This is a genomic window from Actinomycetota bacterium (assembly GCA_036280995.1).
GTDB lineage: Bacteria > Actinomycetota > CALGFH01 > CALGFH01 > CALGFH01 > CALGFH01.
In genome coordinates this window covers 1-11,909 of record DASUPQ010000485.1, presented here as the reverse complement: position 1 = coordinate 11,909, position 11,909 = coordinate 1, and the positions used below count along the sequence as shown (strand labels likewise).

Genomic DNA, 11,909 nt, shown 5'->3' with positions numbered 1-11,909 from the left:
GGGCGCTCGGGCCCGAGCCCGTCGGCCCGTTCGCCCGGTCCCGGGGTCTCCTCAACGACGGCCCTGGCCGCCTGGCGGCTGGCCTGGTAGCGGGAGAGGGCGGCCCTGGCCTCGGCGGCGTCGGGCAGCGGCCCGTCCGCCCGTGCCGTGGCCGGCCCCTGCCCGTGGCGCCGCAGCTCGGGCGCCAGATGGGCCTGGGGCACCCGCCGGGACAGCAGCATCCCCTCGGTCGCCCCGTCGTCGGCCGGCCGCAGCCGGTCGTGGTTCTGGGGGCCGCGGGCCTGAGGGTAGGGGCTGTGGGCTTGGGGGCTGTGGGCTTGGGGGCTGTGGACGGCGGCGGGCACCTCTCCGGGCTGTCGGCTACCCTCCCCTTCGGGGGCCCTGGCACCAGGGAGGTGGGGGTCCGGCGCGCCCGCGCGCGAGGGCGGCGCGGCCGAGGGCGGAACGCCTGCGCCCGAGGGCGCGACCGGCGGGATGGGGGTCAGCGGGGTCGCGGCCTGGACCCGCTCGGACAGGGGGGGCCGGGCGGCGATGGGCGACACCGGGTCGCCCTGCTCGAGGCCGCCTGGGGACGGCTCCCACCAGCCCGACCAGTCGTCGCCGTCGCCGGCCGGCACGGGCAGGTCGGCGCCGTGCCCGTTGCCGCGGTCGCCGTCGTGGCCGTGGCCGTTGCCGGTCGCCTCGTCGGTGAGGTCGATCCACTCCCCGGCCGGCGCCCAGCCCGCCGGGGCGGGCGGGCGGTCGGCGGCCGCGGCGGCGGGCAGGGTGGCCGGGACGGGCTCGGCCGGGCGGTCGGCATCGTCCGCGAACCCCTCGTCGGGCACGGCGTCGGGGTCGGCGAACAGCGACGGCGGAAGCACCACGGCGGCGGTGACGCCGCAGCCCGGGGTGGGGGTGAGCGACACCTCGATGCCGTGGCGCTGGGCCAGCCGGGCGACCACGTGCAGCCCCAGGCGCTGGGACACCGACAGGTCGACGTCCTGGGGGGTGGCCAGCAGGTCGTTGGCGGCCGCCATGTCGTCGGCCCGCATGCCGACGCCCCAGTCCTCGACCGTGAGCACGTGCGCGCCCGGGGTCTGGAGATAGGGACGGGTGCGGAGGATCACGCTGGCCTCGGGGGGCGAGAAATGGACGGCGTTCTCGACCAGCTCGGCCACCAGGTGGGTGAGGTCGGCGACGGCGTTGCCGAACACGGCCAGCCGCTCGTCGACGGCGAACACCACCCGGTCCAGGTCCTCGGTCTCGGCGATGGCGGCCCGGACGACGTCGACCAGGGCCACCGGCCGGCCCCAGGTCCGGGGCGGCTCCTCGCCCGACAGCACCAGCAGGCTCTCGGCGTTGCGCCGGATCCGGGTCGCCAGGTGGTCGAGCCGGAACAGGTCGGCCAGGGCGTCGGGGTCCTCCGCCTGGTCCTCGAGCTGGTTGATGAGCCCGAGCTGGCGGTAGAGCAGGCTCTGGTTGCGCCGGGCCAGGTTGACCAGCAGGTCGGAGGTGAAGCGGCGCCGGGTGATCTCGGCGTCGGCCAGCTGCTGGGACAGGGCCAGCGTCTTGCGCTGCTCGCGCTCGGTCGTCTCCCAGAAGATGACCACGCCGCAGCAGGCGGCGAGCACGGCCACGCCGTGGATGGTCGACCAGACCCAGGGGCTGGTCTGCCCGGACGGGTGGTTGAAGATCAGGTCGGTGCGCGCCACCGAGCCGAGGCCGTGGCTCAGCACGGTGAAGACCACGTTCCACAGGAACGGCACCCAGTCCTGGTACAGGGCGATGAAGCCGATCATGATGAAGAAGTGGAAGTGGGCTTCGATGGAGCCGTTGGAGAAGCTCACCAGCACCGCCGAGCAGTAGGTGAGCCCGGCCGTGATCAGCACCGACGCTGTCCGGCGATGCTTGATCAGATGGCCGAGGACCAGGCAGGCGGCGGGGACGCTGAGCACGACGGTGGTGTCCCAGGCGCTCCGGCCCATGAGCACCCCGAACACGAACAGACACGGCAGGTGCAGCAGCAGGAGGGCCTGTAGGAACAGGTGCCGTTTGTGCCAGGCCCTGTCGTCAAGGGTGTTGCCCCGCGGTAGGTACGCGAGCAGCCTGGTCAATCCGAGCCCCTCCCCCGGCTAGTTCTGGTGGTGATCCGCGGAATCATGTAACTTTCGCCGCCGAAGCCGCAAATCGTCGTTCACCAGGCGTGCCGCGCGAACCTTCAGGAATTTTCCCAGACGGCGCGAGCCGCTCGTCTCACTGCTGGAGTCGTTCGCGCTGCGGCCCGACCACGTACCTGGGGTCGGCGGCCGACTGGAAGCCGGCCTTGTAGACCGCCCAGCGCTCGCAGGCCGACCCGGCCAGGAGCAGCGCCGACCCGGCGGCGGCCATCGCCCGGCGGCGGCCGCCCAGGGCGACCAGCCCGGCCCCGGCGGCCGTGCAGGCCCGGGCCAGGCGGGCCAGGCGGCCGGCCGGGCCCTGGTGGTAGGGCTCCCCCAGCTCGCCCAGGCGCCGCTCCATGGCCTGGGCGGCGCCCAGCTCGAGCACGGCCCCGGTCACGGCCAGGCGCCGGGCCGGGCCGGCGTCGGCGGCCGGGGTGAGCAGCACCGCGGCCGCGCCGGCGCTGGCGGCGGCGCCCCCGGCGAACACGAACGGCAGCTCGCGGCCGGCCTCGTGCCACACCGGCACGGCCGTGTCGGCCACCAGGGTGCCGGTGTAGGTGGCCAGGGCCGGGCCGAGCAGCCCGGCCACCGTCTCGGCCACGCGGCCCAGCCCGGGGAAGATGCCGAGCCGGTCGCTGACGGCGGCGCCGGCGGCGGCCGGGCCCATGGCGGCCAGGACCCAGCTGCCGACGCTGAGCGGCGAGGTCACCTTGAACATCCGCAGCATGTAGGGGAAGCGCTCGGGGCGGCCGAGGTCGGAGATGAGCAGGGGCACCCCGGCCGTCACCCCGGCGGCCGAGACCGTCCAGGCGTTCCGGGCCAGCCGGTCGTTGCCCGCCAGGCGCGCCCCCAGGCCGAGCGAGGCCGAGGCTCCGGCCAGGCCGCCGACGAAGAAGTACCAGGGGATCTCCCAGGTCCAGACGGGCGCCTTGATGATCGGCCGGCCGTAGTAGGAGCGGAACTCGGCCTCGGGCACCACCGACCCGCGCACGCGAGTCGCCGGGCCTCCCCCTCGGGGTCTCCTCGACCCCTCCGGCCGGTCAGGGACCGGCCCGCTCCCGGCTGGGCCGTTGCGGCTCACCGGCGGCCTCCCACGAACGCGGCGGCCACGGCGGCGGCCAGCGTCCCGGCGGCGAGGGCGGCCGCCCGCCACAGGGTGGGCAGGTCGCGGGTGGTGGACACCGGGTCGGGCGGCAGGCCGTACACCTCCGGCTCGTCCAGCAGCAGGAAGAACGCCCCGGCCCCGCCGACGCCGTCGTCCTCGTCCTCCAGGTACAGCCGGGCCTCGGCGACCCCGGCGTCGTGCAGGGTGGCCACCCGGGCCCGGGCCCGCTGGCGCAGCTCGTCCAGCTCGCCGAACTGGATCGAGTCGGTCGGGCAGGCGGTGGCGCAGGCCGGCTGGAGCCCGTCGCGCAGCCGGTCGTAGCAGAGGGTGCACTTGAAGGCCCGCCCGTCGTCCTCGCGGCGGTCGATCACCCCGAACGGGCAGGCGGGCACGCAGTAGCCGCAGCCGTTGCAGATGTCGGGCTGCACCACCACCGTGGAGAACTCGGTCCGGAACAGCGCCCCGGTCGGGCACACCTCCAGGCACGCCGCCGAGCTGCAGTGCTTGCACACGTCCGAGCTCATCAGCCAGCGCAGCCCGTCGTCGTCGCGCCGCTGCTCGACAAAGGCGACGTGGCGCCAGGTGTCGGCCCCCAGCGCCCCGGTGTTGTCGTAGGAGTCGCCGGTGAGGGCCAGCGGCCCGTCCTCCGGGACCAGGTTCCACTCCTTGCAGGCCACCTCGCAGGCCTTGCAGCCGATGCAGATCGAGGTGTCGGTGAAGAACCCCATCCGCGCGGTCATCCGCCCGCCTCCTCGCGCTGCTCGGCCAGGGCCCTCGCCCGGTGGCCCTCGACCAGCTCGACCAGAGCCGGGCCGCGGGGCCGGCGCCCGGGGAGGACGTCGCAGGTGTTGGCCTTGGACTCCATGATGTGGACGTTGGGGTCACCGACGATCGGCAGCAGGTCGTTGGCCCCGTCCCCGGTGGCCAGCCCGTTGCGGCCCCAGTGGTAGGGCAGGCCGACCTGGTGGACGACCCGGCCGGCGACCTTGAGGGGCCGCATCCGGTCGGTGACCAGGACCCTGGCCTCGATGGCGGCCCTGGAGGTGACGATCGTCGCCCAGCCCCCGTTGACCAGCCCCCGGAGCCGGGCCAGCTCCGGGCTGACCTCGCAGAACATCTCCGGCTGGAGCTCCGCCAGGTAGCCCAGGGTGCGGCTCATCGCCCCGGCGGTGTGGTGCTCGGTGAGCCGGTAGGTGGTGAACACGAACGGGTACGCCGCCGAGCCCGGCGGGTTGAAGCGGTTGCCGGGCCGGTCGTAGGTCTCCATCAGCGGGTTGGTCCGGCGGCCGTACAGCGCATTGGGCACCGGCGACTCGGGCGGCTCGTAGTGGGCCGGCAGCGGCCCGTCGTCGAGGCCGTTGGGCACGAACAGCCAGCCCTTGCCGTCGGCCTGCATCACGAACGGGCTGCGGCCGTCCAGCGCCCGCTCGGCGGTGGCGTCGTCGGGCGGGTCGTAGCCGGGGGCGGTGGTGGCCCCGAAATCGGGGTTGTCGTGGCCGGTCCAGCGTCCCTGGGTGGGGTCCCACCAGACGTAGCGCTTCCGCTCCGACCAGGGCCGGCCCTCGGGGTCGGCCGAGGCCCGGTTGTAGAGGATGCGCCGGTTGTAGGGCCAGGCCCAGCCCCACTCGGGGGCGACCCAGCTCTGCTCGGACCCGGGCCTGCGCCGGTCGGCCTGGTTGACCTCGTCGGCGTAGACCCCCGAGTAGATCCAGCAGCCGCAGGCGGTCGAGCCGTCGGCCTTCAGCTCCAGGTAGCCGGGCAGGGCCCGGCCGTCCGGGCCGACCCCGCCGATCTCGCGCAGCACCGCGGCCGCGCTCGGCTCCTCGTGCGGCCCCTCGACCGGGTACGACCATTCCAGGTCGAGCAGCGGCCGGTCCCTGGGGTCGGTGGATCCGGCCAGCTTCTCGCGGATGCGGCGCCCCAGGTGGTAGTAGAACCACAGCTCCGAGCGGCAGTCCCCCACCGGCTCGACCGCCTTGCGGTGCCACTGGAGCAGGCGCTGGGTGTTGGTGAAGGTGCCGTCCTTCTCGGTGTGGGCGGCCGCCGGGAGCAGGAACACCTCGGTGCCGATGTCGGTGGTGCGCAGCTCGCCGGTCTCGATCTCGGGCGCGTTGTACCAGAACGACGCCGTCTCGGTCTCGACCAGGTCCCGCACCACCAGCCAGTCCAGGTTGGCCATGGCCTTGCGGTGCAGGCCGGCGTTGGGCGAGCCGACGGCCGGGTTCTCGCCCGGGACGATGAACCCCTTGCAGGTGCCGTCCAGCATGGCCATGACGGCCGGGAAGATCGAGTGGTCGCCGGTCAGCTTGGGCAGGTGGTCGAAGCAGAAGCCGTTGTCGGCCGTGGCCCGGTCGCCGAACCAGGCCTTGAGCAGGCTGACCATGTAGGTGTCGCTGCGGCCCCAGAACCCGGCCGGCAGCCGCACGTCGTCGAGGTACTCCTCCAGGCTCCCGTGCACGCCGGCGATCGGCATGGGCAGGTAGCCGGGCAGCAGGTTGTAGAGGGTGGGGATGTCGGTCGAGCCCTGGATGGAGGCGTGGCCGCGCAGGGCCATGATGCCGCCGCCGGGCCGGCCCATGTTGCCGAGCAGCAGCTGGACGATGGCGGCGGTGCGGATGAACTGGACGCCGTTGGTGTGGTGGGTCCAGCCCACGGCGTAGGCGAAGGCGCTGGTCCGCTCCCGCCCCGAGTTGGCGCAGAGCGCCTCGGCGACCTCCAGGAACCGCTCGCGGGGCACGCCGCAGACCTCCTCCACCAGCTCCGGGGTGTAGCGGGCGAAGTGCCGCTTGAGCAGCTGGAAGACGCAGCGCGGGTGCTCCAGGGTGGGGTCGGTGTGGGGCGGGTTGCCGTGCGACAGCTTGGCCCCGCCCGAGCCGTGGGTCTCGCCGCCGGCGATGCGGCGCTGGCGCGAGCCGGCGTTGCTGGCCACCCCCATGCCGTCGTACTGCCAGCTGCGCGGGTCGTAGGTGCCGCTGGCCGGGTCGAACCCGGAGAACAGGCCGTCCAGGTCCTCGGTGTCGGCGAACGACTCGTCGACGATCACGGCGGCGTTGGTGTAGCTGGCCACGTACTCCCGGAACTCACGGCCGTTCTCCAGGATGTGGCGCACGATCCCGCCCAGGAAGGCGATGTCGCTGCCGGCCCGGATGGGCACGTGCAGGTCGGCCAGGGCGCTGGTCCTGGTGAAGCGGGGGTCGACGTGGATGACCTTGGCCCCGCGGGCCTTGGCCTCGACCACCCACTGGAACCCGACCGGGTGGCACTCGGCCATGTTGGAGCCCTGGATGACGATGCAGTCGCTGTTGGCCAGGTCCTGCTGGAAGTTGGTGGCGCCACCGCGGCCGAACGAGGTCCCCAAACTGGGGACGGTCGAGGAGTGTCATATGCGGGCCTGGTTCTCGATCTGGATCGCCCCGAGGGCGGTGAACAGCTTCTTGATCAGGTAGTTCTCTTCGTTGTCGAGGGTCGCCCCGCCGAGGCTGGCCATGCCCAGGGTGCGGTTGACCCGCCGGCCCTCGTCGTCGTGGTCCTGCCAGGTGGCGGCCCGGGTGGCGAGCACCCGGTCGGCGATCATGTCCATCGCCTGGTCCAGGGACAGGTCCTCCCACTCGGTCCCGTGGGGGCGGCGGTAGCGGACCGTGGTCAGGCGGCCCGGGGAGGTGACGAGCTGCTTGGACGCCGACCCCTTGGGGCAGAGCCGGCCCCGGGAGATGGGGCTGTCGGGGTCGCCCTCGATCTGGATGATCTGCCCGTCCTTGACGAACACCCGCTGGCCGCAGCCGACCGCGCAGTAGGGGCAGACGGACCTGACGACCCGGTCGGCCTCGGCGGTCCGCGGCGTCAGCTCGGCCGACCGCCGCGACCGGGCCGCCTCGGACAGGCCGAGGCGGTCGTTCCCGCGGAGCTGGCGCAGCGCCGGCCACACCGGGAGCCGCCTCGCCACCACCCGCACCGCCTCCTCGCCGGTCGACGCCACGTGCAACGGTACCGGTCTACCACGGAGTCCGGGAACGCACACCGGGAGGTCAGGCGCGTCGAGCGGCCGGCGAGGGTGCGGTCAGCGGGCAGCTGAGGTGGTGGTCGCGCTCCGGCTCGGGCTCGGGGTTGCGGATGGTGAGCCACGACAGGGCCCCGCCGGCGGCGCAGAGGACGGCGGCGATCGTCATGGCCAACCGGAACCCGTCGGCGAAGTTGCCCGGTTCCAGGGCGTCCGCGCCCGAGATGCCGGCCGCCACGGGCAGGACGGCCACGGCCAGCAGCCCGGCCGTCCGGGCGACGTCGTTGTTGACCGCCGAGGCGATCCCGGCGTGCTCGGCCGGGGCGGCGGCGAGCACGGTCGCGGTGAGCGGCGCCACCGTGAGGACCAGCCCGAGGCCGTACACCAGCGACGCGGGCAGGACGTCGACCGGGTAGCTCGCCCCCGGGCCGATGCGGGTGAACAGCGCGAACCCGGCGGCCACGAGCAGCGGCCCCACGGTCATGGGCAGCCGCGGCCCGATCCTGGAGGCCAGGCGGCCCGCCCTGGCCGACAGCAGCAGCATGACCAGGGTGACCGGGACCAGCGCCACCCCCGAGGCCAGCGGCGACCAGCCGACCACCTGCTGGAGCTGGATGGGCAGGAGGAACAGCGACCCGCCGAGGGCCCCGTAGACCACGAAGGTGACGGCGTTGGCGGCGCTGAACTGGCGCGAGGCGAAGATGTCCAGCGGCAGCATGGGCGCCGCGGTGCGCCGTTCCCAGAGCATGAAGGCGGCCAGGGCGGCCACTCCGGCCAGGCCCGTGGCCAGGATCCGGGGCGAGGTCCAGCCGGCGGCGGGCCCGTCGGTGAGGGCGAAGACGACCCCGGCCAGGCCGACGGCGGCCAGGGCGGCGCCGACCCAGTCGAGGCGCCCGGTGGCGCCCGGGTCGCGCGACTCGGGCACGTGGCGCACCGACACCCAGGCCACCACCGCGGCCAGGGGCAGGTTGATGAGGAAGACGAGCCGCCAGGACGCGGCCTGGACCAGCCAGCCGCCCAGGAACGGGCCGGCCGCGGCCGCCACCCCGCCAAGGCCGGACCAGGCGCCGATGGCCGGGCCGCGGTCCTCGCGCCGGAAGCTGGCCTCGATGATGGCCAGGCTGCCCGGGGTGAGCAGGGCGCCGCCGACGCCCTGGAGGGCGCGGGCGGCGATCAGGGTCTCGTCGGTGGGGGCGAGGCCGCAGAGCAGCGACGCCAGCGCGAACCAGACGACCCCGAGGACGAACACCCGCCGGCGGCCGTAGTGGTCGCCGAGGGACCCGCCGAGCAGTAGGAACCCCGACAGGGTGAGGGTGTAGGCGTTGACCACCCACTGGAGGCTGGCGATGCCGGCGTCCAGGTCCTCGCCGATGGTCGGCAGGGCGATGTTGACGACGGTGGCGTCGAGGAAGGCCACGCCCGACCCGAGCACCGTGGCCAGCAGGACCCAGCGGCCCGTGGGGCTGCGGTAGCGCAGCCCGCCGCCAGCTTCGGCAGCGGCCGTCAGCGGCCGCTGCCCTTGAGCCTCGCGAACAGGCCGCCGCTCTGCGGGTCGACCTCCTCGCCGCGGAGCTGGGCGAGCTGGCGGATCAGGGCCCGCTGCTGCTCGCCGAGGTGGGTCGGGGTGACGACGGCGATCTGGACGAGCAGGTCGCCGCGGCCGCGGCCGTCGGGGTGGGGCACGCCCCGCTTGCGGAAGCGCTTGACCGCGCCGGACTGGGTGCCGGGCTCGATCTCGACCGTCTCGTTGCCGTCCAGGGTCTCAAGGGGGACGCTGCCGCCGAGGGCGGCCACCGTCATGGGCACGTCGACGCTGCAGACCAGGTCGTCGCCGCGGCGGTCGAAGACCGGGTGCGGGTCGACGGCCAGCTCGACGATCAGGTCGCCGGGGGGCCCGCCGAACTGGCCGGCGTGGCCGCGGCCCTGGTAGCGGATCTGGCTGCCGTCCTCCAGGCCCGGGGGGATGTCGATGGTGAGGGTGGAGTCCTCCATCAGCAGCCCCTGGCCCTGGCACTCCGGGCAGGGCGAGCGGATCTCCTGGCCGGTGCCGGAGCAGACCGGGCAGGTGGTGGCCGTGACCAGCTGGCCGAGCAGCGACTGGCGGACGGTGCGCTGCTGGCCGGAGCCGTTGCAGCGCGAGCAGACGGTCGGCTCGGTGCCCGGCTTGGCCCCCGACCCGCTGCAGCGTGAGCAGGTGGTGGCGGCCCGGACGCGGACGTCCTTGGAGGTGCCGAAGACCGCCTCGGTGAACGGCAGGCGCAGGCGCATGCCGATGGTCTCGCCCCGGCGGGCCCGCGAGCGGGTCCGGGAGCGGCCCCCGCCGAACGGGTCGCCGCCGCCGAAGAACTGGCCCAGCAGGTCGTCGAAGGAGGCCCCGAAGGTCGAGAACGGGTCGCCGCCCTGGCCGGTGAAGCCCTCGACCCCGGCCTCGCCGTAGGTGTCGTAGCGCTGGCGCTTGTCCGGGTCGGACAGGACGCTGTAGGCCTTGTTGATCTCCTTGAAGCGCTCGGCCGACGCCGGGTCGTTGCCGTTCACGTCCGGGTGGTACTGGCGGGCGAGGCGCCGGTAGGCGCGCTTGATCTCCTCGGCCCCGGCACCCCGGTCGACCTCCAGCAGCTGGTAGTAGTCGCTCACCCGTTACCCGTTTCCGTCGAAGGCGTCACCGAGGTAGCGGGCCACCGCCTGCACGGCGGCCATGGCCCGCAGGTAGTCCATGCGGGTCGGGCCGAGGACGCCGATGGAGCCGCTGGCGTCGCCGGCCAGGTAGGCGGAGGTGACCAGCGAGCAGGCCTCCATCCCCTCGACCGTGTTCTCCGAGCCGATCACCACCGACACCCGTTCGTCGCGGCCCAGGGCGGCCTGGAGCATGCGCAGCACCAGCACCTGCTGCTCCAGCGCCTCGTAGACCTGGCGGACGGTCTCGATGCCGTCGAAGGCCCCCGGCCCGGCGATGTGGGCCTGGCCGCCCAGCCAGATCCGCTCGCTGGTCTGGTCGCCGACGAACTGGCCGATGGCGGCGGCCAGGGTCTGGAACAGGGCCCGGCGCTCGGGCGGGACCTCGCCGGCCATGGCGTCAAGGATCAGCTCGGCCCGCGACAGGCGCTCGTTGGCCAGCCGCTCGTTGAGCTGGCGGCGCAGTGCCTCCAGGTCCTCCAGCGAGCTCTCCTCGGCCGTCTCGACCAGCCGCTTCTCGACCCGTCCGGAGTCGACGATCAGCACCAGCATGATCACGTGGCGCCCGAGCCCGACCACCTCGATGTGGCGCAGCCGCGACTGGTCGAGGGCCGGCGGGGCCACCATGGCGGTGTAGTGGGTGAGGCTGGACAGCAGCAGCGAGGTCCGCTGCAGCGTCTCCTCCAGGTCGGCGGCGCCCTCGAAGAACCTGGCGATGGTCTCCTCCTGGGCCCGGGCCAGCTCCCCCACGCCCGAGAGGGCGTCGACGTAGAACCGGTATCCCCGGTCGGTGGGGATGCGGCCGGCGCTGGTGTGGGGATGGGAGAGGTAGCCCTGCTCCTCGAGCACGGCCAGCTCGTTGCGGATGGTGGCCGCCGAGACCCCGAGCGAGTAGCGCTCGGTCAGGCTCTTGGACCCGACCGGCTTCTCGGTGTAGATGAACTCGTGCACCACCGCGCGCAGCAGTCGTGCCTTTCGTTCGTCGAGGTCCATGGCCGCCCCTCCCTGCCCAAGACGATCCATGTTCGGCAGCGTAGCAGTCAAGGTAGGCGAGTGCTAAAGCCGCATGACCTTTGCGCTTTCCGCAGGTCGAGCGGGTGGTCGGCGAGCCTTGTGAGCCGCAACAACCTGGACTGGGCAGGCGGCTCGTCCTGTTCGCGGCCAGCCACCGCTCGGCACGCTGCTGGCGGCGATGGCCATCCGGACCATCAGGCTGCTCGCCGAGCAGGACCTGGGCAAGCGCATGGCCATGCGCGAGCAGATGAAGCGCCTGGCCATGGAAGGTGATCGCTGGGACTGCGACCTGTCTACGGCAGTTGGGGGATTGTCCTCTGTGCGCCTCAAGGGTGTAAACGCGACAAGGGCACGGAAAGGGGGGGGCCACCCGGACGCCATCGCGGCGCTTGTGCTGCTAGCCAGACGCTACCCGGTTGCCCACAGGCAACCGCGGAGCCAACACGCACCCGGCTGGGCGCCGGGATCACGCAAAGGGGGGACGGGCGATGAGGCGACAGTGCACCACTGGGGTGCTGGCTGTTCTGGGAGCATTGTTCGTGGTGGTGCTCGGGGCCACCGCCGCGGCGGCCCAGCCGCCGGAGAGGGAAGTCATCCCGATCGATGAAACGTTCGTAGATCCGTTCCTGAGCGGGGAGTGCGGGGTCGAGGTCACCGTCACCCTCACCGGCCGGGTCACCGCCTTCACCTTTCCCGACGGACAGGTCCTGCAGGAGCTGTTCACGGTTAACTTCGAAGTTGTGGCCACCGCGGGTGACAACCAGATCCGGGCCAGGAACGTCGGGGCCGATTTGATCCGGGTGGCACCTGACGGCACGGCCATCCTCACCACCACGGGCCAGGTGCCCTTTGAGTTCACCGGTGTGCTGAAGATCAACCTGGACACCGGTGCGGCCATCCTGGAGCCCCATCACTTCTATGACATCGAGCAGATTTGCGAGCAGCTGACCGCCTGACCCGACACTCCTAGATGTAGATGTCC

At 73.3% G+C, this 11,909-nt stretch carries 8 protein-coding genes; 1 reads left to right on the top strand and 7 read right to left on the bottom strand.

Annotated features, from left to right (window positions below; genetic code table 11):
• The 7 genes from VF468_16215 to hrcA all read right to left on the bottom strand — a co-directional run.
• Window positions 1-2,093 (bottom strand): ATP-binding protein (locus VF468_16215; GenBank protein ID HEX5879838.1); only part of this gene is annotated, 2,093 nt, incomplete at its 3' end.
• A gap of 139 nt (window positions 2,094-2,232) precedes the next feature.
• Window positions 2,233-3,129 (bottom strand): NrfD/PsrC family molybdoenzyme membrane anchor subunit, encoded by an 897-nt coding sequence (nrfD, locus tag VF468_16210; GenBank protein HEX5879837.1) that lies wholly within the window; start codon window positions 3,127-3,129, stop codon window positions 2,233-2,235.
• 86 nt (window positions 3,130-3,215) lie between these two features.
• Window positions 3,216-3,983, bottom strand: coding sequence for a 4Fe-4S dicluster domain-containing protein (locus VF468_16205; protein HEX5879836.1), 768 nt, complete (start codon window positions 3,981-3,983; stop codon window positions 3,216-3,218).
• Window positions 3,980-7,168: a formate dehydrogenase gene (gene fdh / locus VF468_16200; protein HEX5879835.1), complete on the bottom strand. Its 3,189-nt coding sequence runs from the start codon at window positions 7,166-7,168 to the stop codon at window positions 3,980-3,982. Before fdh ends, VF468_16205 begins: the two co-directional genes overlap by 4 nt.
• 100 nt (window positions 7,169-7,268) lie before the next feature.
• Entirely contained in the window at window positions 7,269-8,747 is a 1,479-nt protein-coding gene (locus tag VF468_16195; protein ID HEX5879834.1) for an MFS transporter, read from the bottom strand.
• The gene (gene dnaJ / locus VF468_16190) at window positions 8,744-9,874 is read right to left on the bottom strand and encodes a molecular chaperone DnaJ (protein HEX5879833.1); all 1,131 of its coding nucleotides are present in this window, start codon (window positions 9,872-9,874) and stop codon (window positions 8,744-8,746) included. The genes VF468_16195 and dnaJ overlap by 4 nt, the downstream gene beginning before the upstream one ends.
• 3 nt (window positions 9,875-9,877) lie before the next feature.
• A complete protein-coding gene (hrcA, locus tag VF468_16185) occupies window positions 9,878-10,936 on the bottom strand; it encodes a heat-inducible transcriptional repressor HrcA (GenBank protein ID HEX5879832.1) in 1,059 nt (352 codons plus the stop codon).
• A gap of 530 nt (window positions 10,937-11,466) precedes the next feature.
• On the opposite strand from hrcA, the gene VF468_16180 reads away from it, so the two are divergent.
• Window positions 11,467-11,883, top strand: coding sequence for a hypothetical protein (locus VF468_16180; GenBank protein ID HEX5879831.1), 417 nt, complete (start codon window positions 11,467-11,469; stop codon window positions 11,881-11,883).
• The last annotated feature ends 26 nt before the right edge of the window (window positions 11,884-11,909 follow it).